Here is a 26304-nt window from a genome sequence, read left to right as displayed (position 1 = left end):
CCCGCTCTGGACCCTCGCTGAAGGATCTTGAGATGACCGAGCAGATGACCGGCGCCCAATCGCTGATCAGGTCGCTGGAGCACGTCGGCGTTGACACTGTCTTCGGGATTCCCGGCGGCGCCATCCTCCCCGCGTACGACCCCCTCTACGACTCGGCCAAGGTGCGCCACATCCTCATGCGCCACGAGCAGGGAGCGGGCCACGCGGCCGAGGGCTACGCCTACGCGACCGGCAAGCCCGGCGTGTGCATGGCCACCAGCGGCCCCGGTGCCACGAACCTCGTGACACCGCTGGCCGACGCCCACATGGACTCGGTGCCGATGGTCGCCATCACCGGCCAGGTCGCCGCGCCCATGATCGGCACCGACGCCTTCCAGGAAGCGGACATCTGCGGCATCACGATGCCGATCACCAAGCACAACTTCCTGGTCAAGGACGTGCGGGACATCCCGCGCACCATCTCCGAGGCCTTTCACATCGCCTCCACCGGCCGCCCCGGCCCGGTGCTCGTCGACATCTCCAAGGACGCCCTGCAGGCCGCGTCCGAGTTCGTCTGGCCCGAGCGCATGGACCTGCCCGGCTACCGCCCGGTGACCAAGCCGCACGGCAAGCAGGTGCGCGAGGCCGCCCGGATGATCGCCGACGCCAAGCGCCCCGTCCTGTACGTCGGCGGCGGTGTCCTGCGCGCCGGGGCCTCCGCCGAACTGCGGGTCCTGGCCGAGCTCACCGGCGTCCCCGTCGTCACCACGCTGATGGCCCGCGGCGTCTTCCCCGACAGCCACCCGCTGTGCGTGGGCATGCCCGGCATGCACGGCGACGTCGCCGCCGTCGGCGCCCTGCAGAAGGCCGACCTGGTCGTGGCCCTGGGCGCCCGCTTCGACGACCGCGTCACCGGCCGCCTGGACTCCTTCGCGCCCGACGCCAAGGTCGTCCACGCCGACATCGACCCGGCCGAGATCTCCAAGAACCGCCACGCGGACGTGCCCATCGTCGGCGACTGCCGCGAGGTCCTGGCCGACCTGGTCGTGGCCGTGCGCGCCGACCAGGAGAAGGGCCGCGAGGGCGACTACGCCGCCTGGTGGCACCAGCTCAACCGGCTGCGCGACACCTACCCCAAGGGGTACGAGCCCCACGACGGCGACTCCCTGGCCCCGCAGGCGGTCATCGAGCGCCTCGGTCAGATCGTCGGCCCGGAGGCCACCTACGTCGCGGGCGTCGGCCAGCACCAGATGTGGGCCGCCCAGTTCGTCGACTACGAGCGCCCCGGGGCCTTCGTCAACTCCGGCGGACTCGGCACGATGGGCTTCTCCGTCCCGGCGGCGCTGGGCGCCAAGGCCGGCGACCCCGACCGCGTCGTGTGGTCGATCGACGGCGACGGCTGCTTCCAGATGACCAACCAGGAACTGGCGACCTGCGCGATCGAGGGCATCCCGATCAAGGTCGCGGTCGTCAACAACGGCAACCTGGGCATGGTCCGCCAGTGGCAGACCCTGTTCTACGAGGGCCGCTACTCCAACACCGACCTGCAGACCTCGCCCAAGGACGAGAAGGTCCGCATTCCCGACTTCGTCCGCCTCGCGGAGGCGTACGGTTGTGTCGGCCTGCGGTGCGAGCGCCCCGAGGACATCGACTCGACCATCGAGAAGGCCATGTCCATCAACGACGCCCCCGTCGTCGTGGACTTCACCGTCAGCCACGACGCGATGGTCTGGCCGATGGTCGGCCCCGGTGTCAGCAACGACCAGATCCAGTACGCGCGCGACATGGCGCCGAACTGGGAACACGAGGACTAGGAGAAGGCCGAACCACCATGAGCAGTCACACGCTTTCCGTTCTGGTGGAGGACACCCCGGGCATCCTCGCCCGCGCCTCCTCTCTGTTCTCCCGCCGCGGCTTCAACATCGACTCGCTCAGCGTCAGCACGACCGAGTACCCAGGACTGTCCCGGATGACAATCGTGGTCAACTGCGACCTCCACCCCTTGGAGCAGGTGACCAAACAGCTCAACAAGCTGATCAACGTCGTCAAGATCGTGGAGATGGACACCACCGCTTCGGTCCGCCGCGAGCTGCTGCTCGTCAAGGTCAAGGCCGACGCGTCCAGCCGCACCCACGTGCTGCAGACGGCCGAGCTCTTCCGCGCCCACGTCGTGGACGTCAGCCCGGACGTCGTCGTCATCGAGGCGACCGGGGACCCCGAGAAGCTCGATGCCCTGGTGAAGAACCTGGAGCCCTTCGGCATCCGGGAGCTCGTCAAGTCGGGGCTGGTCGCCCTGGGGCGCGGCCCCCGGTCGATCACCGACCGCTCCCTTCGCGCGGTCGACCGCAGCGCCTGAGGGCCGGGCCGACACGGGGCCCGCCGCAGGTTCCGAACGAACATCAGTAACTGTTCCTCCCCGCGCACGCGGAGATGATCCCAAGGAGTAACCCCAAGTGGCAGCACAGATGTACTACGACGACGCCGCGGACCTCGCGCTCATCCAGGGCAAGAAGGTCGCCGTGATCGGTTACGGCAGCCAGGGTCACGCGCACGCGCTGTCGCTGCGGGACTCGGGCGTGGACGTGCGGATCGGTCTGGCCGAGGGGTCCAAGAGCCGGGCCAAGGCCGAGGAGGAGGGCCTGCGCGTCCTCAGCCCCGCCGAGGCCACGCGCGAGGCCGACGTGGTCATGATCCTGGTCCCCGACCACATCCACCGCGACCTGTACGCGCAGGAGATCGCGCCCAACCTCGAAGCCGGCAACGCGCTGTTCTTCGGGCACGGCTTCAGCATCCGCTACGGCCTCATCACCCCGCCCGAGGGCGTGGACGTGGCCATGATCGCCCCCAAGGGCCCGGGCCACCTCGTCCGCCGCCAGTACGAGGCCGGGCGCGGCGTGCCCTGCCTGGTCGCGGTGGAGAAGGACGCCAGCGGACAGGCCTGGGACCTGGCGCTGTCGTGGGCCAAGGGCATCGGCGGTACCAAGGCCGGCGTCATCAGGACGACGTTCACCGAGGAGACCGAGACCGACCTCTTCGGCGAGCAGGCCGTGCTGTGCGGCGGCACCGAGGAGCTGGTCAAGGCCGGTTTCGCCACCCTCGTGGAGGCGGGCTACCAGCCGGAGATCGCCTACTTCGAGTGCCTGCACGAGCTCAAGCTCATCGTCGACCTCATGTACGAGGGCGGCATCTCCAAGATGAACTGGTCGGTGTCGGACAACGCGGAGTACGGCGGCTACACCCGCGGCCCGCGCCTGATCACCGAGCAGACCCGCGAGGAGATGCGCAGGATCCTGGGCGAGATCCAGGACGGCAGCTACGCCAAGGAGCTCATGGACGAGTTCGACGCGGGGCAGCCGACCTTCTCCAAGCGCCGCGAGGCCGAGCAGAACGAGAAGATCGAGAAGGTGGGCGCCGAACTGCGTCCGCTGATGAGCTGGCTCAAGGGCTAGGGCCCGGCCGAGCGAGCACTCGGACACGCACACCGGGGCGGGGCCTTCTCCGCCCCGGTGGCGTGTGTGCCGGGGAAGCCGGTCAGGGCGGGGGATCCGGACTTTCCCCCCGGTCCGCCCGCGCGCTTCCCTACCACCCCAGTAGACTTTGGACCGGCCGTCACACCCGATCAGGGCAGGGCCAGCCTCCTGCGCGATCGGGTCGCACCACCCGAAAAGGAACCGTTGTGCCCAAACCCGCCGTACTCGTAGCGGAAAAGCTCTCGCCCGCCGGAATCGCGCTCCTGGAGGAGGACTTCGAGGTGCGCCATGTGGACGGCGCCGACCGGTCCCAGCTCCTCCCGGCCCTCGCGGACGTCGACGCGCTCATCGTGCGCAGCGCCACCATGGTCGACGCCGAGGCGATCGCCGCCGCGGGCCGCCTCCAGGTCGTCGCCCGCGCGGGCGTCGGACTCGACAACGTGGACGTCGACGCGGCCACCAAGGCGGGCGTCCTGGTCGTCAACGCCCCCACCTCGAACATCATCAGTGCCGCCGAGCAGGCGATCAACCTGCTCCTGGCGAGTGCGCGCAACACCGCCCCCGCGCACAACGCCCTCATCAACGGTGAGTGGAAGCGGTCCAAGTACACCGGTGTGGAGCTGTACGAGAAGGTCGTCGGCGTGGTCGGCCTCGGCCGGATCGGCGCCCTGGTCGCCCAGCGCCTGTCGGCGTTCGGTACGCACGTCATCGCCTACGACCCCTTCGTGCAGCCCGCCCGCGCCGCGCAGATCGGCGTGGAGATGGTGGCCCTGGACGAGCTGCTGGAGCGCAGCGACTTCATCACCATCCACCTGCCCAAGAACAAGGACACCCTCGGCCTCATCGGTGACGAGGCCCTGAGCAAGGTCAAGCCGAACGTGCGGATCATCAACGCCGCGCGCGGCGGGATCCTGGACGAGGACGCGCTCTACCGCGCGCTCAAGGACGGCCGGGTGGCGGGCGCGGGCATCGACGTGTTCGCCAAGGAGCCCACCACCGAGAGCCCGCTCTTCGAGTTCGAGAACGTGGTCGTGGCCCCGCACCTGGGCGCCAGCACCACCGAGGCGCAGGAGAAGGCGGGCACGCAGGTCGCCCGCTCGGTGAAGCTGGCCCTGTCGGGCGAGTTCGTGCCGGACGCGGTGAACGTGCAGGGCACCGGCGTGGCCGAGGAGATCAAGCCCGGGCTGCCGCTAACCGAGAAGCTGGGCCGCGTGTTCACGTCCCTGGCGGGCGCCGTGGCGAGCCGGATCGACGTCGAGGTCCGCGGCGAGATCGCCGCCCACGACGTCAAGGTCCTGGAGCTGGCCGCGCTCAAGGGCGTGTTCAGCGACGTGGTCGAGGACACCGTGACCTTCGTGAACGCCCCGCTGCTGGCCAAGGAGCGCGGCGTCGAGGTCAACCTCGTCACGAGCGACGACCACAGCGACTGGCGCAACCTCATCTCGGTGCGCGGTGTGCTCGCCGACGGCCAGCGGGTGTCGGTCTCCGGCACGCTGACCGGGCCGCGCCAGATCGAGAAGCTCGTCGAGATCAACAACTACTCGATGGAGATCGGCCTCAGCGAGCACATGGTGTTCCTGTCCTACGAGGACCGCCCCGGCATCGTCGGCAAGGTCGGCGCGCTGTTGGGCGACGCGGACGTCAACATCGCCGGCATGCAGGTCATCCGGGACAAGGAGGGCGGCAAGGCGCTGATCGCGCTCACCGTGGACTCCGCCGTGCCCGACGACATCCTGGCCTCGATCTCGGCCGAGATCGACGCGGACATCTCGCGGCAGGTCGACCTGGAGGACTAGGAACCGAACCGGTCCCAGGGCCGCGTTCCGCAGCGCCACGGCGCTGTGGGACGCGGCCCTTCGCGTGCGCGGGCGGCCGTGGGCGGCGATATCGGGCACGGCGCCGCATATCGGGGCCATGCGGCGCCGTTCTTCGGTGAATGCGCTGCTCATGGCGTGTCATCAAATCGTGATCCGGGCGGCGCGTGGAACATGGTGCCCGCTAGGGCGATGTTCCGGGCGGCGCGGTCCGGCCGCCGATCCTCCACTTCGCGTCTGGCCTGGTGGGGGCGGAAACGAATGTGCTCCCACCCTGGCTGGAACCGGAAGGTGTGTGCGGTGCGACTTCGAAATCGGCGTTCTCTGCTGCTCTCGTCCATGGGGGTCGGAGGGGTGGGCGCGTGCGCGACCCCGGTCGCCCTCGGCCTGCTCGACCCGTGGACCGCGGTGCAACTCCTGTTCATGGCGGCGGTCTGCGGATCCGTCGCCCTCCTGGCGCTCCTGGTGCGCCGCAACAGTGTCCAGGTGCGGCTGCTGCGACGCGGCTTCGACCGCCACCTGAGGGAGATCGCCGAGATCGCGGGTGAGAACCGGGCCGAGCTGTTCGGCCGGGCCGACGAGCTGACCGACCGGCTCGACACCGTCGCCGAGTCGGTGGCCGCGCTGCGGGCGGACCTGGCGGACCGGGACTCGGGCGTCGAGATCGTCGGCGGTGCCGCGGTCCACGCGCGGGCGGCCTCGTGACCGACGAGGACATCGAGCACGCCCTCCGCCACCGCGGACCGGGGCGCCTGCTGGCCTGCCACGTCGGTCCGGGTTCGGCGGCGGCCCTGCGGCGGTCCGGGCTCGGCGAGGGCACCGAGGTCGTCGACCTCACCCGGACCCCCGGGCCGAGAGCGACCGCCGAGCGCGCCGTCGAGCGGCCCGCCGACCACGTCGCCCTCGTGGCCGACTCCACGGCGGACCTGCGCGCGGCCGTGGCCCTGACCGAAGGGCTCCCGCCGGCGGCCGACGTCACGGTCGTCGTCAGGGCCGCCGCGCCGCACGTGGGGCCGCCGTGCCCGGTGCCGCCGGGGTTGGGGCGGTGGGAAGGAGTGATCGACGTGCGGGTGCGCCGCCTGCCGGGCGGGGGATGGTCGTGCTCCCTCTCCTGCACCGACCCCATGGAGGTGTCGGAGGTGGTGGCGGCGGTGGCCCGGGGGATGCTGGGCGGCCGACGCGGCACGGCCGTCCGCCCGTCGGGGAGCGGGGACGGCACCGGGCCGCGGAGCGGAGACGACACCGGTCCGGGGAACGGGACCGGCGGCGGAACCCGCTCCGGGACGGGCGCCACCGGACCGTCCTGGGCGAGTCTGGGGCGCCCGGGCGCGCTGGTCGGCACCGGCGGAACCGCTCCGCACCGGCTGTCCGTGTCCGACGTGCCCGCGGTGGACGAGCGGGTGGTGAACCCGATCGGGTTCACGCGGGAGTCGAAGCCGCGGACGGGGCGGCTGGTCTCGCGGGGCGGCCGGTGGGTGCTGGAGGTCGGCCGGTCAGTCCGGTGGCGCGTCCCCGAGGACGGCGCCGTGAGCGACGCGGACGTGGCGTGGCTGCGGGACCTGCGGTCGGTGGAGGTCGGGTGGGGGCGCCACAGCGGCCCCCTGGCCGCGGTGCGGGCGGTGGCCGGACTCGCGGCGGCGGGCGTCCCGCTGACGAGCGCGACCGTGCCCCGGTGGGCGGCCTGCCTGGGCCCCGACCTGGTGCGGCTCGTCACCTCCGTCGACGGCCCGGCCCTGGCCGACGCGCAACTCCGCGAGGAGCACAGTGTGCGGTTGCGGCGGGCGGCGCTGCGCGCGCACGGGTCGTTCGCGCGGTGGCGCCGGTCGGTCTCCGGCGCACTCGCGGAGCCGATGGTGTCGGTGGTGCTGTGCACGCGTCGTCCGGAGATGGTGGGGTTCGCGTTGCGGCAGGTGGCACGTCAGCGCGGGGTCGAGGTGGAGGTGGTGCTGGCCCTGCACGGGTTCGGCCCGGACGCCCCGGGCGTACGGACCGCCCTGGAGGACTTCCGCGCGACCGGGCGGGACCTGGTGGTGTGGGAGTGCGACTCCGCGACGGTGTTCGGCTCGGTGCTCAACGGCGGAGCGGGCCGCTGGTCGCCAAGATGGACGACGACGACTGGTACGGGCCCGACCACCTGGCCGACCTGGTGCTGGCCCGCCGCTACTCCGGAGCCGACCTGGTCGGATCCATCGCCTCGTTCGTCTACCTCGAATCCCTCGACCTGACCGTGCGCCTGCCCGGCCCCACGGAGTGCGTGTTCGAGCGGGTCGCCGGCGGCACCCTGCTCACCGACCGCCGGACGCTGGAGGACGTGGACGGCTTCCGGGCCGTGCCCACGTCCGAGGACTCCCGGCTGCTGGCCGACCTGCGGAGCCTGGGCGCCCGCGTCCACCGCGGCCACGGCTGCAACTACGTGCTCCGGCGCAAGGCGGCCGGACACACCTGGAGGGTCGGCTCCGGCTACTTCCTCCGCCACGGGAGCAGCGATCGCCGACCCGGGTGGCGGCCCAGCGCACTGCTGGAACCGGACTCCTCGGACGCCCCCGCGACCCGCTGGGCGCGGCCCTGGAGCACGCCGGAGACCACCGACCCGGCTCTGCCGGAGCCGGTGGCGCGGCTGTGCGCCGCCGGAGCGGCGCCGTGATGGGCGCGGTGCTGGACACGGCGCTGCGCTCCCGCGCGGCCGGGTCCGTCCTGGTCGCCCACCTCGGGCCGGGCACCGCCCGCCCGGCCGCACGCGCGGCGGAGCACGCCGCGGGCCCGGCCCTGGACCTGGACCGGAACGGATGGGACCCCGCCCCGGGGCGCGATATCGCGCTGGTGGTGCTCATCGCCGCCACCCCGGCGGATCTGCGCCGGGTCGTCCCCGAAACCGGGTCGCCCAGGGCGGCGGACGTCGTGGTCGCCGTGCTCGCCGCCACCGGGCGGACCGGACGGTTCCTGCCGTCACCGCCGGCGGCGACGCGGTGGACCGACCTCATCGACATGCGGGTGCTCCGGTCTCCGGACGGCGCGTGCTCGTACTCGTTCTCCTTCACCGATCCGGTGGAGGTGTCGGAGGTCGTGGGAGCGGTGGCCCACGGCCTGGTGGGCGGTCGCCGGGACACGGCGGCGACGGTGTCGGCGGGCGCCCACCGCCGAGCGGTGGCGGACACGGCCTGGCGCCGCCTGAGCGCGCCGCGGTCGGTGGACGCCGCTTCCGGGTACGCCCGGCTGTCGGTGGGGGACGTGCCCGCGGTGGACGAGCGGGTGGTGAACCCGATCGGGTTCACGCGGGAGTCGAAGCCGCGGACGGGGCGGCTGGTCTCGCGGGGCGGCCGATGGGTGCTGGAGGTCGGCCGGTCGGTCCGGTGGCGCGTCCCGGAGAACGGGGCCGTGAGCGACGCGGCCGTGGCGCGGCTGCGGGACCTGCGCTCGGTGGAGGTCGGGTGGGGGCGCCACAGCGGCCCCCTGGCCGCCGTGCACACGGTCGCCGGGCTCGCCGCGGCCGGGATCCCGCTCGTCGGCGGCGCCGCTCCGCGTTGGGCGGACTGCCTGGGCGGCGACCTGCACGCCCTGCTCCGGTCGGTGCGCGGCGCCGACCTGGAGGACGAGTTGGCGCGCGAGGAGCACAGTGTGCGGTTGCGGCGGGCGGCGCTGCGCGCGCACGGGTCGTTCGCGCGGTGGCGCCGGTCGGCGTCCGGTCTCCTGGCCGAGCCGATGGTGTCGGTGGTGCTGTGCACGCGTCGCCCGGAGATGGTGGGGTTCGCGTTGCGGCAGGTGGCACGCCAGCGCGGGGTCCAGGTGGAGGTGGTGCTGGCCCTGCACGGGTTCGGCCCGGACGCCCCGGGCGTGCGCTCCGCCGTGGCGGCCCTCCGGGACTCCGGACACGCGGCGGTGGTTTTCGAGGCGGACCGGGACACGGTGTTCGGCTCGGTGCTCAACGGCGCGATCGAGCGGGCGAGCGGGCCGCTGAGCGGGCCGCTGGTCGCCAAGATGGACGACGACGACTGGTACGGGCCCGACCACCTGGCCGACCTGGTGCTGGCCCGCCGCTACTCCGGAGCCGACCTCGTCGGCTGCGCGACGGAGTACCACCACCTGGAGGGGCCGGACGTCACCGTACGGCGCCTGGTGCACTCGGAGCGGTTCGCCGGCCACGTGACCGGAGCCGCGCTGCTGACCGACCGCGCGGTCCTGGAGGAGGTCGGGGGCATCCGGCCCCGGTGGTCCGGCGTCGACGCCGGACTCCTCGACGACGTGGCGCGCGTCGGCGGGTCCGTCTACCGCACGCACGGCCTGGGCTGTGTCGTCCGCCGCCGGACGGAGGGACACACGTGGCGTGAGAGCGCCGGCTACTTCCTGCAGGACCCCCAGACCCACTGGCCCGGATGGCGTCCCAGCGCGCTGCTGGAATCCGACCCCGGGGACGCGCCGACCGGGACACGGGCCACGACGACCCACGGGAGCCGACGATGACACTGGTCCAGAACGATCCCCGTGCCGGAGGGCCGCGGCCGGAACCGCCGCCCCGCCCCCTCATCCGGCACAACGACCACTCCGTCCTCGAACCGCCGCCGCTGGGGGACTGGGATCCGGTGCTGAGCGTCAGCGTCGTCATCCCGGCCTACGGCGGCCAGGAGAAGCTGGACCTGACGCTGGCGTCGCTGGCGGCGCAGAGCTATCCCGCGGAGCTGATGGAGGTCGTGGTCGTCGACGACGGCAGCGATCCCCCGCTGCTGCTCCCGCCGATCCGGCCCGAGCACACGCGGATCGTGCCGAGCCTGCCCGGCGGCTGGGCCCGGGGCCACGCCGTGAACTCCGGTGCGGCCGCCTCCACCGCCGACGTGCTGCTCTTCCTGGACGCCGACATGATCGCCTTCCGCGAGCACGTCGAGGCGCAGATGCGCTGGCACCACCTCGCCGACTACGTCGCCGTCACCGGCCACCTGCGCTGCGTGGACCACCGGTCCGGCGCCCTCGCGCCGGGCGAGGTCCTCGACGCCGTGCGCCGGGGGGAGCCGGAGGCCCTGGTCGACGGGCAGGGCGACGAGTTGGCGTGGCTGCGGCGGGCCTACGACCGCACGGCGAACCTGCGCACCGCCGGCCTCGCCGCGTTCCGGTACTTCATCGGTGCCACGGGCTCGGTCCGGCGCGCGTTCTTCGAGGAGGCGGGCGGAGCGGACTCCGAGCTGATCCTGGGCGAGGACACCCACCTCGGATACCGGTTCGCCCAGCACGGCGCCGTGTTCGTTCCCGAGACCGATGCCGGCAGCTGGCACCTGGGCCGCCCGCAGATGGAGCACCGCAAGGAGGACGGCGCGCGGTACCGGTACCCCCTCGTGGGCAACCGCCTGCCGCTCATCGGCAACGGAGTCCGCAGCCCCGCCCGCCAGTGGCAGGTGCCCAGGGTCGACGCCGTGGTCGACACCGCCGGCGGCGGGTTCGACGAGGTGGCCGAGACGGTGGACGCGCTGCTCAACGGGGACACGGCCGATATCAGGATCCGCCTGGTGGGGGAGTGGTCGCGGGTGACGCCGGGACGCCACGCGGTCCTGGACGACCCCGACCTGGACGTGCGGCTCCTCCATGAGCACTACCGGTGCGAGCCGCGGGTGGAGTGCGTCGCGGCCGTGCCCGACCCGGACCCGGACGTGCCCTTCCGGCTGTTCCTGCGCCCCGGGCAGCCGCTGGCCCGCCACGCGGTACGTCGGATGATCGAGCGGGCCGACGCCGCGCGCGCGGGCCTGCTGAGGGCGACCGCGCCCGGGGACGACCTGGGCGGCCCCCGGCTGGAGCGCACCGGCGCCTTCGCCCGCGCGCGGCGGCTCGGGGCGGGCGAGGACGAGATCGACGCCATGGTGGACGCGCTGTTCGGCGTGCACTGGATCGACGGGGAGGGCCTGCTGTTCACACCGGAGGATCCGGCGGGCGAGCCGCCGGACGACTGGGCCGACCGCCTGGCGGCGGCGCGGGCCGGGGCCGAGGCGCACAAGGCGCGCGCGGAGCGGTTGCAACGCCGGTTCCGCTGGTTGACCGGGAGCCGCGGCGGTCGGCTCCTGTGCCGGATCATTGGGTGAGGGCGAGGATCGGCGTATGGCGGTCAGGGACGGATCCGTGCGGGGCCGGGGATCCCCGGGCGAGGACACGGGCGAGCACACGGGGACGGGCGGTGGCCCCCGCCCCTTGATACGGCGCAACGACTACTCGGTGCTCGATCCGCCGCCGTTGGGCGGGTGGGATCCGGTCCTGGGCGTGAGCGTGGTCGTGCCGGCCTACGGCGGGCAGGAGAAGCTGGACCTGGTGCTGGCGTCGCTGGCGGCGCAGAGCTATCCCGCGGAGCTGATGGAGGTCGTGGTCGTCGACGACGGCAGCGATCCCCCGCTGGTCCTTCCGCCGATCCGGCCCGAGCACACCCGCCTGGTCGTGGCCTCCTCACGCGGTTGGGGGCCGGGGCACGCGGTACGGGAGGGGGTGGCCGCCACGGAGGCCCCGGTCGTGCTGCGGCTTGACGCGGACATGGTCGTCGGCCGGGAGCACGTCGAGGCGCAGATGCGCTGGCACCACCTCGCGGACTACCTCGCCGTCATGGGCGGGTTCGCGGTCACGGACGTGCCGCCCGCGACGCTCGACCCCGAGGTGGTCCGCGACCGGGTCGGGCGCGGTGAGGCGGCGGCCCTCCTGGGGCCGGGCACGGCCGGCCTGGAGTGGATCACCGACCTCCTGGCGGACACCGACGACCTGCGCTCGGCCGGGCACCGCGCGTGGGAGGTGTTCACCGGCGCCACGGCCTCCCTGCGGCGCGAGCTCTTCGAGGAGGCGGCGGGCGAGGCGCCGGACCCGGTCCTGGGGGAGGACAGCGTCCTGGGGTACCGGCTGGCCCAGCGGGGCGCGGTGTTCGTCCCGGAGCGGTCGGCGGCCTGCTGGCACCTGGGGACCCCGACGACCGATCGGCGCGGCGCGGAGGCGGCCCGGTTCGCCCGGCCGTTCACGGAGAACCGGGTGCCCCGCAAGTACACCCGGCGCCGGGCCCCCGGGCGGACCTGGGAGGTGCCCTTCGTCGACGTGGTGGTCGACACCACCGGGCGCCGCTTCGACGACGTGGCCGAGACGGTGGACGGCCTGCTGTCCGGTGACACCCTCGACATCCGGATCCGCCTGGTGGGGGAGTGGTCGCGGGTGACGCCGGGCCGGCACGCGGTCCTGGACGATCCCGCGGCGGACGTGCGGCTGGTCCACGAGTGCTACCGGAGCGAGCCGCGGGTGGAGTTCGCCGCGGCCGCCCCCGACCCGGACCCCGACGTGCCCTTCCGGCTGCTCGTGTCACCGGGCGCCCGGCCGCGGCCGGGCGCGGTGCGTGCCCTGACCGGCGCGGCCGAACGGCAGGGCGCGGGCCTGGTCCGCGTGCGGGGGACGCACGCCCGCCGGGCCGAGGCCCTGCGCCTGGAGCGCACCGCGGCCTTCGCCCGCGCCCGCCACCTGGGCGCCGAGGCGATGGAGCGCGACGCGGTGGTGGCCGCCGTCTGGGGGGTCCTCGTGATGGAACGCGACGAGGTGCTGTGCCGGGCCGGGTCCGACGGAGCGGTACCGCCCCCGGACTGGGGGAAGAAGCTGCGCGAGGCGGAGGCGAAGGCGGACCGCCGGCGGGCGGAGGCCGACCGGTGGGAGCGCCGGATCCGGGCGCTGACCCGGGGACGCCTCGCCCGGCTGCTGCTCGGCCGCCGCGCGAGGTGAGCGCGACGGGGCCGGGGCGGGCAGGGGCGGCGGATCGCCTCCGCCCGCCCCGGCCCTCTGATCTGCGATGACGCGACCGCATCCCACATGGTGAGATTTCCTGGTCAACTAGTTGGACATCCGATATTCTGTCGTCCTAGGAGTCAGCGGCACCGGCTCCACCGCCTGGTGCCGCCGTCCTCGCCGCCGCCCGCCCCACCCGGGCCCGCGTCGGCGCCTCCGGCGGTCCAACGCGCCGGGACGACTCGCTCCTTCTTCCGTGGCCACAGCCGTCCACGCGGCCGGCGCGCCGCCCGGCACCACCGGGCCCCGCGGTCTGGCCACTCGCCCGCACCGAGTTCCCGCGGCCGCTCCGCACGCGCCGCCGGTCACGTACCGCATCCGGAGGATCACATGTACGACATGGTCGAGTACCCGTCCACGCCCGACTCCGAGGACGAGGTCCACCGCGCCCTGCAGGGGGCACTGGACCGCAGGGACAACGGCGGTCCCGAGGGCCGCTAGTCTTGTCTCATCCAGTGTTCAGTCTGATCTCATCATGTGAGAAGTCTCTGGTGGGGTCACGTCCGAGTTAGAGGCAGACCGTATGGCAGCGCGCACCGTGAAACTGGCCGTCATCCCCGGCGACGGGATCGGCCCCGAGGTGGTCGCCGAGGGCCTCAAGGTGCTGGAGGTCGCGGCCTCCCAGTACGACCTCGCCTTCACGACCTCCGAGTACGAGCTGGGCGCCAAGCTCTGGCACCGTACCGGTGAGACGCTGCCGGACTCGGTCGAGTCCGAACTGGCCGAGCACGAGGCGATCTTCCTGGGCGCCGTCGGTGACCCCAGTGTCCCCAGCGGCGTCCTGGAGCGCGGCCTGCTGCTGCGCCTGCGCTTCGACTTCGACCACTACGTCAACCTGCGCCCGGTCCGGCTCTTCCCCGGCGTGGAGAGCCCCCTGGCGGGTGTCGGCGCCGACGACATCGACATGCTCGTCGTGCGCGAGGGCACCGAGGGCCCCTACGCGGGAGCGGGCGGCGTCCTGCGCAAGGGCACCCCCCACGAGGTCGCCACCCAGGACAGCGTCAACACCCGCTTCGGCGTCGAGCGCGTGGTCCGCTTCGCCTTCGCCAAGGCCGCGGCCCGCCCGCGCCGCAAGCTCACCCTGGTCCACAAGGACAACGTCCTGACCTTCGCCGGCGAGCTCTGGCAGCGCGTGGTCAAGGAGGTCGGCGCCGAGTACCCCGAGGTCTCGGTCGACTACTGCCACGTCGACGCCGCGTCGATGTTCTTCGTCAACCAGCCCGCGCGCTTCGACGTGGTCGTCACCGACAACCTCTTCGGCGACATCATCACCGACATCGGCGCCGCCATCGCCGGCGGCATCGGCCTGGCCGCCAGCGGCAACATCAACCCCGACGGCACCTTCCCCAGCATGTTCGAGCCGGTGCACGGCTCCGCGCCCGACATCGCGGGCCAGGGGAAGGCCGATCCCACCGCCACCGTGCTCTCCGCCGCCACCATGCTGGAGCACCTGGGCGCGGTCGAGGCCGCCCGCAGGATCGAGGACGCGGTCGCCGCGGACCTCAAGACCCGCGGCCACGCGGTCCGTTCCACCTCGCAGATCGGCGACGATCTGGCCGCGCGAGTAGCCGAGCAGGGCTGACGCGCACCGTCGGCCCTGCCCGTCCACCAGGGCGCGGCCGACGGCCGACCGATCACTCGACGCCGACGGGCGCGCCCGGGACACTCCCGAGCGCGCCCGTCGGCGTCGTCCTGCGCCGGTCCGCCCCGGACCTGGCACCGGGTGCGCTCCTTACGTCAGACTAGATCCCAGGTCGGCGGCGCAGCCGGCCTGATGCACCCGAGAGGACCACCGACGACATGAACAACAACACCACCACGAGCGGGTTGACGTTCGACATCCAGCTCTCCGACCAGCGGAAGACCCCGCGGGAACGAGACGCGCTGCTGGTGAATCCGGGGTTCGGCCAGGTGTTCACCGACCACATGGTGAGCATTCGCTACACCGAGGGCAAGGGCTGGCACGACGCCAAGCTGGAGCCGTACGGCCCCCTCAGCCTGGACCCGGCCACGGCCGCACTCCACTACGCGCAGTCCATCTTCGAGGGCCTCAAGGCCTACCGCCACCCGGACGGGACGCTGGCGTCCTTCCGCCCGGAGTCCAACGCGGCCCGCTTCAACCGCAGCGCCGCCCGGATGGCGATGCCGGAGCTGCCCGAGGACCTGTTCATCCGGTCCATCGAGCTGCTCCTGGAGCACGACGGCGACTGGGTCCCCACCAAGGAGGACTTCAGCCTGTACCTGCGGCCCTTCATGTTCGCCACCGACGTCGGCCTGGGCGTCAACAACCCGTCCCGGAGCTACCTCTTCCTGCTCTTCGCGTCGCCGGTGGGGTCCTACTTCTCGGGAGGCGTCAGGCCGGTCACGGTGTGGCTGTCCAAGGACTACACGCGCGCGGCCCCGGGCGGGACGGGCGCGGCCAAGTTCGCGGGCAACTACGCGGCGAGCTTCCTCGCCCAGGCGCAGGCCGTCGAGAAGGGCTGCGACCAGGTGGTGTGGCTCGACGCGCGCGAGCATCGCATGGTCGAGGAGATGGGCGGCATGAACCTGTGGTTCGTGTTCGGCTCCGGCGACAGCGCCCGGCTGCGCACGCCCCCGCTCACCGGGACACTGCTGCCCGGCATCACCCGGGAGTCGCTGCTGACCCTGGCACCCGACCTCGGCATCCCCGCGGAGGAGGCGCCGATCTCCATCGAGGAGTGGCGCGAGGCCGCCGAGTCCGGCGAGCTCACCGAGGTGTTCGCCTGCGGCACGGCCGCGGTGATCACGCCGGTCGGCCACGTCAAGAGCGACGACGGCGAGTTCCGGATCGGCGACGGGAACCCCGGTCCGGTCTCCATGCGTCTGCGCGAGGAGCTGGTGGGCATCCAGACCGGCCGGCGCAACGACAAGCACGGCTGGATCACCCGCTTCTAGCGCGTGCCAGGCGGGGCCGCCCGGAGAAGCTCCGGGCGGCCCCGCCGTTGCGTTCGAAGCGCCCGCAGTGCCCTCCGGCGATGGGGCCGAGCCGCCGCGGGCACACGGCGCGCCACACGGCGCGCCACGCGGCGCGCGGTTGCCGCGTGTTCACCGGGACGTCCGGAGTGAGAAACTTCGGTCTCGGATGGTGAGACAAAATGCCGGTGAGCACCGGCTCTCGCGGACCCGTGTGGCACACTGGCCACATGCTGTCCCAGGAACTCATTATTCCGGGGCGCGCTGGCTGACACCTTCCCGCGTACGCGCCGGGGAGAAACCGGACCCTGCCAGCGCGCTGACCTCTCGTGTCCACGAGGGGTCTTTTTTGTTGGTCGGGGCCGACACACACAGCATCCACCTTCGGGAGATCCGCCCATGAGGGACGACACTTTCCACGTCTTCGACACCACGCTGCGCGACGGAGCCCAGCGCGAGGGGATCAACCTCCGGGTCTCCGACAAGCTGGCCATCGCACAGCTGTTGGACGACCTCGGAGTGGCGTTCATCGAGGGCGGATGGCCGGGAGCCAACCCCAAGGACACCGAGTTCTTCCAGCGGGCTTCACGAGAGCTCACGCTGGAGCACGCGCAGCTCACCGCGTTCGGCGCGACCCGCCGGGCCGGAGTGCGGGCCGCCGACGACCCACAGGTGGCCGCCCTGCGCGACAGTGGCGCACCGGTCGTCACCCTTGTCGCCAAGAGTGACGACCGGCACGTCGAGCGCGCACTGCGCACGACCCTGGACGAGAACCTCGCCATGATCGCCGACACGGTGTCCCACCTGCGTGAACACGGCCAGCGCGTGTTCGTGGACTGCGAGCACTTCTTCGACGGCTACCGGCACAACCCCGACCACGCGCTCGACGTCGTCCGCGCCGCCGCCGGCGCCGGCGCCGACGTGGTCGTCCTGTGCGACACCAACGGCGGCATGCTCCCCGGCGACATCACCCAGGTGGTCACCGAGGTACGCGAGGCCACCGGCGCCCGCCTGGGCATCCACGCCCAGGACGACACCGGCTGCGCCGTCGCCAACACCCTGGCCGCCGTGGACGCCGGCGCCACCCACGTGCAGTGCACCGCCAACGGCTACGGCGAGCGGGTGGGCAACGCCAACCTCTTCTCCGTGGTCGGGGCGCTCGAACTGAAGTACGGCCGCACGGTGCTGCCCGAGGGCTGCCTCGCCGAGATGACCCGCGTGGCCACCGCCATCGCCGAGATCGTCAACCTCGCCCCGGACACCCACCAGCCCTACGTGGGCGTGTCGGCGTTCGCGCACAAGGCCGGGCTGCACGCCTCGGCGATCAAGGTCGACCCCGACCTGTACCAGCACACCGACCCCGAACTCGTCGGCAACCGCATGCGCATGCTCGTCTCCGACATGGCCGGGCGGGCGTCGATCGAGCTCAAAGCCGAGGAACTGGGCCTGGACCTGGCCGGCGACCGCGCCCTGTCCGGGCGGGTCGTGGACCGCATCAAGGGCCTGGAGCTGACCGGCTACAGCTTCGAGGCCGCCGACGCCTCCCTGGAACTGCTCATCCGCGAGGAGCTGGGCGCGCCGGTCCGCTACTTCGAGACCGAGTCCTGGCGGGTCATCACCGAGCGCCGGCCGCGCAGCGGCTCCGGTCCGCTGGCGCACGAGGACGACAGCCTGACCGAGGCGACCGTCAAGCTCCGGGTCAAGGGCGAGCGCGTCATCGCCACGGCCGAGGGCAACGGCCCGGTCAACGCCCTGGACCGGGCCCTGCGCGAGTCCATGGAGACCGTGTACTCGGCGATCGCCGGGCTGGAGCTGACCGACTACAAGGTCCGCATCCTCGAAGGCACCTCCGGCACCAACGCCATCACCCGGATCCTCATCACCCTCAGCGACGGAGCGGGGGAGTGGACCACGGTCGGCGTGGGCCCCAACGTCGTCGACGCCTCCTGGATCGCGCTCGAACAGGCCGTGACCTACGGACTCCTCCGCCAGGGCTACCCGCAGACCTGACAGGGCGGGGCGGGACCGCGGGGGCCACGCGGGGCCGGGTGACGCCGCTAGTCCTCGGGGTCGTTCTCCGGGTGGACCCACCCGTTGGCCTCGCAGCCCTGCAGGCTCAGGGTCTGCTGCTGCATGACGGGAGCGAGTTCCTCCTCACCCGGGCAGCTCACGTGGCCGTGGCCCAGGGTGTGGCCGACCTCGTGGTTGATCACGTAGATGCGGTAGGTCTCCAGGTCGTCCTCGAACTCCTCGACGGCCGACACCCACCGGTTCTGGTTGATGATGGCGCGGTTGCCGTTGGCGCAGGAGACGTACCCGTTGGTGTTCAGCGGCGCGCACAGCTGGTCGACGGTGTCCGGGGCGGCCAGCAGGACGCGGACGTCGGCGTCGTCGCCGTCCACCCGCTGCATCGAGCGCTTGCCGTCGTTGCCCCAACTGCGGGGGTCGCCCAGCACCTGCTCGACGGCGTCGGCGAAGTCCTTCGCCTCGCCCGGCAGACCCTCCTCGACCTCCACGGCGAACGTCGTCAGGGGGCCCTCGCCCATGACGTCGCCCTCGCCCTCCACGACCGCCATGTCGCCGTCGGCGGAGTCGACCTCCTCCTCCACGGAGCGGAGCAGGACCGGGACCTCCTCCTCGGCCTCGGCGTCCTCTTCCTCCTCCTCCCCGCGCGCGGACGGCGCGGATGAGGACGCGGGCGCGGAGGACTCCTCGTCCGGTTCCTGGCCCCGGCCCTCGGCGCTGCTGCTCGCCGCGTCGTCGGGGGCCGTGCGCGGGCCGGACTCGGAGCCCTCGCCGTCGCCGCCGACTGGCAGGGACTCGGCGGCCTCCTCGGACGGGCCCAGCTCGGCCGGGGGCGCGGGGACACTGACCATCAGGACGGCGGAAGCGCCGGACACCAGGCACAGACCCAGCGCGAGTCCCATGGGATATCTGCGGCGCCGGCGGTGCCGAGCCGGCGGCGGAGCGGACTTGGGCACGAGGCTCAACCTCTCGACATCGGACGACGCCACCCAGCATGCCAGATGCCGCTTCACAGATCGTCCAACGAAAGCCGCGGGATCGGCGCGGTCGTCGCCCCGTGCGCCGAAGAGCGGCATGTCACCGCGCGCCGGGGACGGGTCCGGCACTCCGGCACGACCGCGCACAGATACCCTGCAACCGCACGTGAGACAACTGGCCTGCTGGGAGGCATGAGGTGCGCATCGCACGGTTCGCGGTCGGTGACGAGGTCGGATTCGGCCTGGTGGAGTCCGACTCCGACAGCGGCGAGGAATTCGTCGCCCGACTCACCGGGCACCCCCTGCTCGGCAACATCCAGCTGACGGGGGAACGGGCCAAGCTGACGGACGTGCGGCTGCTGTCGCCGGTCCTGCCCACCAAGGTGGTGTGCATCGGCAAGAACTACGCCGACCACGTCGCGGAGATGCAGGGCATCACGGGGGAGTCCACCGACGAGCCCGTCGTCTTCCTCAAGCCCTCCACCGCGGTGTCCGGGCCGGGCGACCCCGTGTTCTACCCGTCCGTCTCCGAGCGCGTGGACTTCGAGGGCGAACTCGCCATCGTCATCTCCCGGCCCTGCCGCGAGGTGCCGCGCGAACGCGCCAAGGACGTCATCTTCGGCTACACGGTCGCCAACGACATCACCGCGCGCGACCTGCAGAAGAAGGACAAGCAGTGGACCCGCGCCAAGGGGTTCGACTCCTTCTGCCCGATCGGGCCGTGGATCACCACCGGCATGAGCGTCGAGGAGGCACAGAACCTCGCCCTCACCACCACCGTGGACGGCGAGGTGCGCCAGCAGGGCAACACCTCGCAGTTCATCCACGACATCCCCGGGATCATCGCGTACGTGACCTCGTTCATGACGCTGCTCCCCGGCGACGTCGTCCTCACCGGCACCCCGGCCGGCGTCGGACCGCTGGAGGTCGGCCAGGAGGTCTCGGTGACCGTGGAGGGCGTGGGCACCATCAGCAACCGCGTGGTGACCAGGGACTGACCGGCTCCGATCCACCACCTCGGCCCAGGGGGCCGGCGCCCCGCCATCCAGGCGCCGACCCCCGCGACCGGAAGGCTCCCACTCCGTGAGCACCCCTCGCCGCCGCTTCTCTCCGCCGGCCCTGCTCTCCGCCGGCGCCATCGCCTTCGTGCTGGTGATCACCGCCGCGATCCTGTGGGCCGTCACCACCGCCGACCCCGCGGAGACCGACACCGGACAGGAGGACACCGTGACCGCACCCCGACGGGTGATGCTGGCAGGGGACTCGATGACCCAGGGCGCCAACGGTGACGCGACCTGGCGCTACCACCTGTGGAACCACCTCTCCTCACACGTGGACGACCTGGACTTCGTCGGCCCCTACACCGAGCCCGCCTCGCGCGACATGATCCTGCCGGTGCCCACCGAGCCGGAGGCCGACCCCAGCGCCGCCGGGGAAGGCTCTCCCGAGGAGGGCGCTCCTGAGGAGGGCGCCGACCAGCCGGGCACCGACGGCGACCCGGACGCCGCCGAGTACCGCGATCCCGAGTTCGACCAGGACCACAACGCGCTGTGGGGCCGCACCCTGCGCGACGCCGCCGGCACCATCGAGGAGGAGGCGCGCGTCCACCGGCCCGACGTGCTGTGCGTCATGCTCGGCGTCAACGACCTGCTGTGGCCGGTCACCATGGAGGAGATGGAGTTCCGGCTGCGCTCCTACGTCAAGGGTGCGCGGGAGGGCGAGCCGCACGTAAGCGTGGTGCTGGCCGAGTCGCTGCCCATCGCCCTGGGCGAGACCGACGAGGGATTCGCGCTGCGCCAGTACGCGTTCAACGAACTCGTCCGCGAGGTGGCCGCCGACCTGAGCACCGAGGAGTCGCCCGTGGTGAGCCTGAGCATCGTGGGCGCCGAGGGCTGGGACGTGGCCGAGGACACCTATGACGGCACCCACCCCGACCCCGGGGGCGAGGTGAAGATCGCGGCGGCCTTCGCCGACGTGCTCGCCACGGAGTTCGGCATGGGGGAGAGCTACCCGCGCCCGCTGCCCACCCCGTCCTGACCGGCGGGGCACAGCGGCGGCAGGTTCCGCCGCCCCGCGACGGTCGCCCGCGGACGGCACAGCGGCGGCGGCCGGTCCCGCCGCCCGGCGACGGGCGCCCGCGGCGGGGCGCCGTCCTCCCGTCACACCACGGGCGCCGCGCCCCGGCGCTGCCCTCTCGTCGCACCACCTCTGAGCGGGGGTCGGGCCCCGATACCCTGGGGCCCGTGACTGAGACTCCGATTCGTACCCGCTTCGCCCCGTCTCCCACGGGCATGTTCCACGTCGGCGGCGCCCGCTCCGCGCTCTTCAACTGGGCGCTGGCGCAGCAGCGGCCCGCCGGCCGCATGGTGCTGCGCGTGGAGGACACCGACGCCGCCCGCAACCGGCCCGAGTGGACCGAGGGCATCGTCCGCGCGCTCGCCTGGCTCGGCATCGGCGCGGACGACCCGCACTTCGAGGGCCCCTACTTCCAGTCGGACTACGCCGACAAGCACCGCGAGACCGCGCAGGACCTGTTCAAGAACGGGCGCGCCTACTACTGCGACTGCACCCGCGAGATGGTCCAGGAGCGCCGCGACAACCCGAACCTGGGCTACGACGGCTTCTGCCGCGACCGCGGCCTGGAGCCCGGCCCCGGCCGCGCGCTGCGCTTCCGCGTGCCCGAGGGCGGCCCCACGGTCGTCGACGACCGGATCCGCGGCCGGGTGGAGTTCGACCACTCCGCGATCGAGGACTTCGTCATCGCGCGCGCCGACGGCTCACCGCTGTTCGTGCTGGCCAACGTGGTGGACGACGTGGAGATGCGCATCACCCACGTCATCCGCGGCGAGGAGCACCTGTCCAACACCCCCAAGCAGCAGCTGCTGTGGGAGGCGCTGGGCCTGACCCCGCCGGTGTGGGCGCACCTGCCCGTCATCGTCAACGAGCAGCGCAAGAAGCTGTCCAAGCGCCGGGACAAGGTCGCCCTGGAGTCCTACCAGGAGGAGGGCTACCTCCCCGAGGCGATGGTCAACTACCTGATGCTCCTGGGCTGGGCGCCAGGCGACGACCGCGAGATCATGCCGTGGCGGCAGATGGTGCCGCTGTTCCGGATCGAGGACGTCAACAGCTCCAGCGCGTTCTTCGACGAGAAGAAGCTGCGCGCCTTCAACGGCGACTACATCCGCGAGCTGTCGGTGGACGACTTCGTCGAGCGCTGCGCCCCGTGGCTGACCGGTGACGCCGTCCCGTGGGACCCGGCCGACTACGACCCGGAGGTCTTCCGCGCGGTGGCCCCGCTCGCGCAGAGCCGCGTGGCGCTGCTCAGCGAGATCGTGCCGAACGTGGACTTCCTCTTCCTCTCCGAGCCGGTGGAGGACGAGAAGAGCTGGAACAAGGCGATGAAGCCGGGCGTGGGCCCGGAGATGGTGGAGGCGGCCCTGGCGCGCTTCGCCGACCCGGAGCTGTCCTGGACGGCCGACGCGCTCAAGGCGGCCACCGAGGAGACGGGCGCCGCGCTGGGGCTCAAGCTCGGCAAGGCCCAGGCACCGGTGCGGGTCGCGGTCACCGGTCGCACGGTCGGCCTGCCGCTGTTCGAGTCGCTGGAGCTGCTCGGCCGCGAGCGCGTCCAGGCGCGACTCACCGCCGCCCTGGAGAAGCTGCGCGCCCAGGACGCCGGCTAGAACCGGCCGGGGGGCGTGCGCGGGGTGGTGCTCCGTCCCCGCGCGAAGCGCCCTGGTGGGCGTCGGTCGGCGACGGGCGGGCCGAGCGGCGCGGGGTGGCCGGAGCCACAGACCGGCCACCCCGATTCCGGTTCGCGACCACTCCGATTGTCCGCTAGAGTTAACGACGTCGCCGAGGGGGACAGGGACGCGAAAGCGACCAGGTCCTCCCCAAGCACTGGGCTATGGTGTAATCGGCAGCACGACTGATTCTGGTTCAGTTAGTCTAGGTTCGAGTCCTGGTAGCCCAGCTGTTTCACTCTGGTGAAGCGTACGGATCCGAGGATCCGTAGTCCGGCCCCCGTCGTCTAGTGGCCTAGGACGCCGCCCTCTCAAGGCGGTAACGGCGGTTCGAATCCGCTCGGGGGTACCAACAGGGAGAGGCTCCCACGCCGTGGGAGCTTTCTTGCTGGTCAGTGCGTGTCACTGATGTCCGGTTCGAGTGGGTTCCGCAGGTTTCGCGGGCGCACCCGTACCAGTCCGGCCCCCGTCGTCTAGTGGCCTAGGACGCCGCCCTCTCAAGGCGGTAACGGCGGTTCGAATCCGCTCGGGGGTACAGATGAGGGCCCCACCGCTGCGCGGTGGGGCCCTTCGCCGTGTCCGGGGGACGCCGCGGCGGGGTCAGCCCGGGGAGCCGCCCGCGTGCGCGGCCAGGGCCCCCAGCTCCGCCTCCCGCGCCCCGGACGACGCCAGCATGGCGACGAGCTGGTCGAGCAGCCAGTCGGCCAGGGCGTCGGCCGCCATGGTGCGCTCCTGGAGCCAGATCATCACCGCCGTCTCCACGGCCGAGATCCAGCAGCGCAGGGCCAGGACCAGCCGGGGCGAGGGTTCGGCGATACCGACCCGCTCCAGGACCAGGCGCCGGACCGCGTCGCGCACGCGGTCGATCTCGGCCTCGGTCTCCTCCGTGGCCACCATCGACCCGCCGTTGAGCAGGGCCGCGTAGGAGGGGGCGTAGGAGTCGGCGAAGGCGATGAACGCGCGCAGGCCGAACCGCAGCTGGTCCAGGGGCGGCAGGCCCTCCGGTGGGACCAGCCGCGGTACGAGTTCGTCCATCGCCCGCTCCAGCGCCTCGCGGCGCAGCTCCGCCATGTTGGGGAAGTAGCGGTAGACCAGGGCGCGGGACACGTCCGCCTCCTCGGCGATGTCCTCAGGGGTGACCTCGGCCGGGGGGCGCCGCGCGAAGACGAGCAGTGCCGTCCGGATGAGGTCCTCCCGGCGTTCCTGCGGCGCCATGCGGCGCGGCCGCCGCCCTGAGCCCGGCCCCTTCGCCGGGCCCTCCGACCGTCGTCCCGCCCGCGCCAGGTGGGGATCGGTTCCATGGGACACCACCGCGGTCATGACCTCCGTCAACGTGCCTGTGCCATCGGACTCCCGAACCTACCGTCCCGGCACCGGCCTCACACGTCGACGACGATCCGCTCCCCCTCCCCGGCGCGGGAGACGCACAGGGCGAACTCCGCTCCGCGCGGCGAGCCGCCCGTGGGCCGGTCCCGGTGGTCGGGGACCCCCTCCAGGAGCCCCACCCGGCAGGTCCCGCAGAAGCCCTGGCGACAGGAGTAGGCGGTCCGCGGCCGCACCCGGCGGACCGCCTCCAGCGCCGACTCGTCGGCGGGGACCGCCACGACCGGGCCGCCCCGGCCCAGCTGCACCTCGAAGGCGGCGCCCCCCAGGACCGGCGCGGGAGCGAACCGCTCGGAGAAGAACGGCGTGCCCGGCGGGACGTGTGCGCGCACGGCGTCGATCAGCGGCGCCGGGCCGCAGGCGTAGACCGCGGTGCCCTGGGCGAGCCCGTCCAGGAGCCGCGCGGGCTCGGGCGGGCCGAACTCGTCGTCGGGGCGCACGGCCGTGTCGGCGCCTGCGGGCAGTTCGTCCAGGAAGGGCATACCGGACCGTGATCGGCCGGTGTACACCAGGCGGAACGGCGTCCGGGCGCGGTGGGCCGCCCACACCATCGGCAGGATCGGGGTGATACCGATGCCGCCCGCGACGAACAGGTAGCGCTCGGCGCGGGCGAACGGGAAGGCGTTGCGCGGCCCGCGCAGTCCGAGGGTGTCGCCCTCGGCCAGGCCGTGGACCAGGGCGGATCCGGTGCCGCCGGGGATCCGGCGGACCGCGATCCGGTAGCGGCCGCGGTCGCGGGGGTCGCCGTTGAGCGAGTACGGGCGGACGACGCCGTCGGCCAGGACCACGTCCACGTGGTGGCCCGGCTGCCACGCGGGCAGCCGGTCGCCGGGCCGGTCGGGGACCAGGGTGAGCACGGCGACGTCCGGTACCGGCCGCTGTACCCGGGCCACGCGGACGCACAGGTTTCCGGCCGGCTCGGGAATCCGGTGCCCCGGTGGCAGGCGCGCGGTGAGCGGTTCCACCGCCGAGGCCAGGCGCTGGAGCCCGAGCATGAGGCGGTCCGGCCCCGAGCGGCGGAAGAGGGCCACCGGCGGTCGCGGGTGCGCGTAGCGGGCGGCGCTGTGCCTGACCCCGTGGCCGCCCGCGCCCGGGCCGTCGGGGGCGCTGCCGCCGCCGGGACCCGGGTGGTCGGGGGAACCGTCCCGCCCGGGCCCGGGTCCGGGGGTGCCGGGGCCTCGCCCGCCGCTGTGCCCGAGGTGGCCGGGAGCACCGGGCCTCGCCCCGGCGCTCACTGGTCGCTCCCCGGGGCCGGAGCCGGGACCGGGGCCGAAGCCGCCCGTTCCGCCGCCTCGGCCGCGCGCGCGGCGGGGGAGACGGCCAGGTAGGCCACCGCCTGGCTGGTGGAGCCGTGCTGCGAGGGGTGGTAGCGGCGGCGCAGGTACTCGGGCACGGCCCGGGCGAGTCGGCCCAGGTGCGGGATCAGTCCGCGTTTGCCGTCGCGCAGGGCCCAGGACAGGCGGGGCCGCCGTCCGTCGACGCGCCCCCGCAGGTAGGGGTCGTTGCGGAGCAGGAACGCGGTGCCGCGCACCCACAGGACGGCGAGCGCGGCCGCCGCGACGGCCATGGCCAGGGCGCGACGGCGGTAGCCCCCGTCCACGTGCGTGTAGAGGTCGAAGGCGACCGACCGGTGCTCGACCTCCTCGGCGCCGTGCCAGCGCAGCAGGTCCAGCATGGTGGGATCGGCGCCGGCCGCGTCCAGCTCCGCGGCGTCCAGCACCCACTGGCCGAGCACGGCGGTGTAGTGCTCGATCCCGGCGATGACGGCCAGCCGGGTGCGCAGCCACGACTCGGCGCGGCGCCCGGTCAGCTCGCGGTCGCCGAGCACGACCCGGAACATCCAGGCGATCTGCTCGACGTAGGGGGTCGGATCGAGCCCGTGGGCGTCCATGTGGTCGAGGACGCCCGCGTGCGCCTCGGCGTGGACGGCCTCCTGCCCGATGAAGCCCAGCACGTCCTCGCGGAGCCGGTCGTCGGTGATGAGGGGGACGGCCTGCTTGAAGACCTCGACGAACCAGCGCTCGCCCTCGGGCAGCAGCAGGTGCAGGACGTTGATCACGTGGGTGGCGAAGGGCTCGCCGGGGATCCAGTGCAGGTCGAGCCGGCTCCAGTCGAACTCGACGTCGCGGGCGTTGAGGACGAGGCGGTCGGGCTCGTCGGGTCGCGGTTCGAGGGCGCCCGTGTGGACGGGTCCTGCGGTCATGGT

19 protein-coding genes and 3 tRNA genes are annotated in these 26304 nt (G+C 73.0%); 18 read left to right on the top strand and 4 right to left on the bottom strand.

Features of this window, described 5'->3' with window-relative positions:
• Nucleotides 1-17: 17 nt before the first annotated feature.
• The 12 genes from ADL05_RS07260 (at nt 18) to cimA (ending at nt 17983) form a co-directional block, all read left to right on the top strand.
• Entirely contained in the window at nt 18-1793 is a 1776-nt protein-coding gene (locus ADL05_RS07260) for an acetolactate synthase large subunit (protein WP_255351836.1), read from the top strand.
• Nucleotides 1794-1810: 17 nt separating this feature from the next.
• The gene (gene ilvN / locus ADL05_RS07255; protein WP_053616090.1) at nt 1811-2335 is read left to right on the top strand and encodes an acetolactate synthase small subunit; all 525 of its coding nucleotides are present in this window, start codon (nt 1811-1813) and stop codon (nt 2333-2335) included.
• Between the two features lie 97 nt (nt 2336-2432).
• On the top strand, nt 2433-3428 hold the full coding sequence (ilvC, locus tag ADL05_RS07250; protein WP_197285719.1) for a ketol-acid reductoisomerase: 996 nt from the start codon (nt 2433-2435) through the stop codon (nt 3426-3428).
• Nucleotides 3429-3655: 227 nt separating this feature from the next.
• A complete protein-coding gene (gene serA, locus ADL05_RS07245) occupies nt 3656-5245 on the top strand; it encodes a phosphoglycerate dehydrogenase (RefSeq protein WP_053616088.1) in 1590 nt (529 codons plus the stop codon).
• 318 nt (nt 5246-5563) lie between these two features.
• A complete protein-coding gene (locus tag ADL05_RS07240) occupies nt 5564-5968 on the top strand; it encodes a hypothetical protein (RefSeq protein WP_231640643.1) in 405 nt (134 codons plus the stop codon).
• Entirely contained in the window at nt 5965-7488 is a 1524-nt protein-coding gene (locus ADL05_RS07235; protein ID WP_197285718.1) for a hypothetical protein, read from the top strand. Before ADL05_RS07240 ends, ADL05_RS07235 begins: the two co-directional genes overlap by 4 nt.
• Nucleotides 7489-7882: 394 nt before the next feature.
• Nucleotides 7883-9721 carry a glycosyltransferase family 2 protein gene (locus ADL05_RS07230; protein WP_053616086.1) on the top strand — a complete coding sequence of 613 codons (1839 nt, stop codon included), beginning with the start codon at nt 7883-7885 and terminating at the stop codon, nt 9719-9721.
• A complete protein-coding gene (locus ADL05_RS07225) occupies nt 9718-11322 on the top strand; it encodes a glycosyltransferase family A protein (RefSeq protein WP_053616085.1) in 1605 nt (534 codons plus the stop codon). The genes ADL05_RS07230 and ADL05_RS07225 overlap by 4 nt, the downstream gene beginning before the upstream one ends.
• A 16-nt stretch (nt 11323-11338) precedes the next feature.
• A complete protein-coding gene (locus ADL05_RS07220; protein WP_082376175.1) occupies nt 11339-12976 on the top strand; it encodes a glycosyltransferase family 2 protein in 1638 nt (545 codons plus the stop codon).
• Between the two features lie 586 nt (nt 12977-13562).
• Nucleotides 13563-14621 carry a 3-isopropylmalate dehydrogenase gene (locus ADL05_RS07215; protein ID WP_053616084.1) on the top strand — a complete coding sequence of 353 codons (1059 nt, stop codon included), beginning with the start codon at nt 13563-13565 and terminating at the stop codon, nt 14619-14621.
• A gap of 218 nt (nt 14622-14839) precedes the next feature.
• The gene (locus ADL05_RS07210) at nt 14840-15955 is read left to right on the top strand and encodes a branched-chain amino acid aminotransferase (RefSeq protein ID WP_053616083.1); all 1116 of its coding nucleotides are present in this window, start codon (nt 14840-14842) and stop codon (nt 15953-15955) included.
• Nucleotides 15956-16372: 417 nt separating this feature from the next.
• Entirely contained in the window at nt 16373-17983 is a 1611-nt protein-coding gene (gene cimA, locus ADL05_RS07205) for a citramalate synthase (RefSeq protein WP_053616082.1), read from the top strand.
• A 47-nt stretch (nt 17984-18030) separates the two neighbouring features.
• Here the strand turns inward: cimA and ADL05_RS07200 are convergent, their stop codons facing one another.
• Nucleotides 18031-18900, bottom strand: a complete 870-nt coding sequence (locus ADL05_RS07200; protein WP_053616081.1) for a DUF3152 domain-containing protein — start codon at nt 18898-18900, stop codon at nt 18031-18033.
• Between the two features lie 272 nt (nt 18901-19172).
• Here ADL05_RS07200 and ADL05_RS07195 point away from each other — a divergent pair, with 272 nt between their 5' ends.
• The 6 genes from ADL05_RS07195 (at nt 19173) to ADL05_RS07170 (ending at nt 23250) form a co-directional block, all read left to right on the top strand.
• Nucleotides 19173-19973, top strand: coding sequence for a fumarylacetoacetate hydrolase family protein (locus ADL05_RS07195; RefSeq protein WP_053616080.1), 801 nt, complete (start codon nt 19173-19175; stop codon nt 19971-19973).
• 85 nt (nt 19974-20058) lie between these two features.
• Nucleotides 20059-21012 (top strand): GDSL-type esterase/lipase family protein, encoded by a 954-nt coding sequence (locus tag ADL05_RS07190; protein WP_053616079.1) that lies wholly within the window; start codon nt 20059-20061, stop codon nt 21010-21012.
• A gap of 206 nt (nt 21013-21218) precedes the next feature.
• Nucleotides 21219-22655, top strand: coding sequence for a glutamate--tRNA ligase (gene gltX, locus ADL05_RS07185; protein WP_082376174.1), 1437 nt, complete (start codon nt 21219-21221; stop codon nt 22653-22655).
• Between the two features lie 218 nt (nt 22656-22873).
• Nucleotides 22874-22945 (top strand) — tRNA-Gln (locus ADL05_RS07180).
• Nucleotides 22946-22991: 46 nt separating this feature from the next.
• A tRNA-Glu gene (locus ADL05_RS07175) sits at nt 22992-23067 on the top strand.
• Between the two features lie 110 nt (nt 23068-23177).
• Nucleotides 23178-23250, top strand: a tRNA-Glu gene (locus ADL05_RS07170).
• Nucleotides 23251-23315: 65 nt separating this feature from the next.
• On the opposite strand, the gene ADL05_RS07165 is transcribed toward ADL05_RS07170, so the two are convergent.
• From ADL05_RS07165 to ADL05_RS07155, 3 genes are all read right to left on the bottom strand, one after another.
• Nucleotides 23316-23930, bottom strand: coding sequence for a TetR/AcrR family transcriptional regulator (locus ADL05_RS07165; RefSeq protein WP_053616077.1), 615 nt, complete (start codon nt 23928-23930; stop codon nt 23316-23318).
• 164 nt (nt 23931-24094) lie between these two features.
• Nucleotides 24095-25093: a PDR/VanB family oxidoreductase gene (locus ADL05_RS07160; RefSeq protein WP_082376189.1), complete on the bottom strand. Its 999-nt coding sequence runs from the start codon at nt 25091-25093 to the stop codon at nt 24095-24097.
• A 236-nt stretch (nt 25094-25329) separates the two neighbouring features.
• Nucleotides 25330-26301: a metal-dependent hydrolase gene (locus ADL05_RS07155; protein ID WP_053616076.1), complete on the bottom strand. Its 972-nt coding sequence runs from the start codon at nt 26299-26301 to the stop codon at nt 25330-25332.
• Between the last annotated feature and the right edge of the window lie 3 nt (nt 26302-26304).

The organism is Nocardiopsis sp. NRRL B-16309 (assembly GCF_001279585.1).
Lineage (GTDB): Bacteria > Actinomycetota > Actinomycetes > Streptosporangiales > Streptosporangiaceae > Nocardiopsis.
The sequence above is the reverse complement of the archived record's forward strand: the minus strand, read 5'-3'. Positions and strand labels throughout refer to the sequence as shown.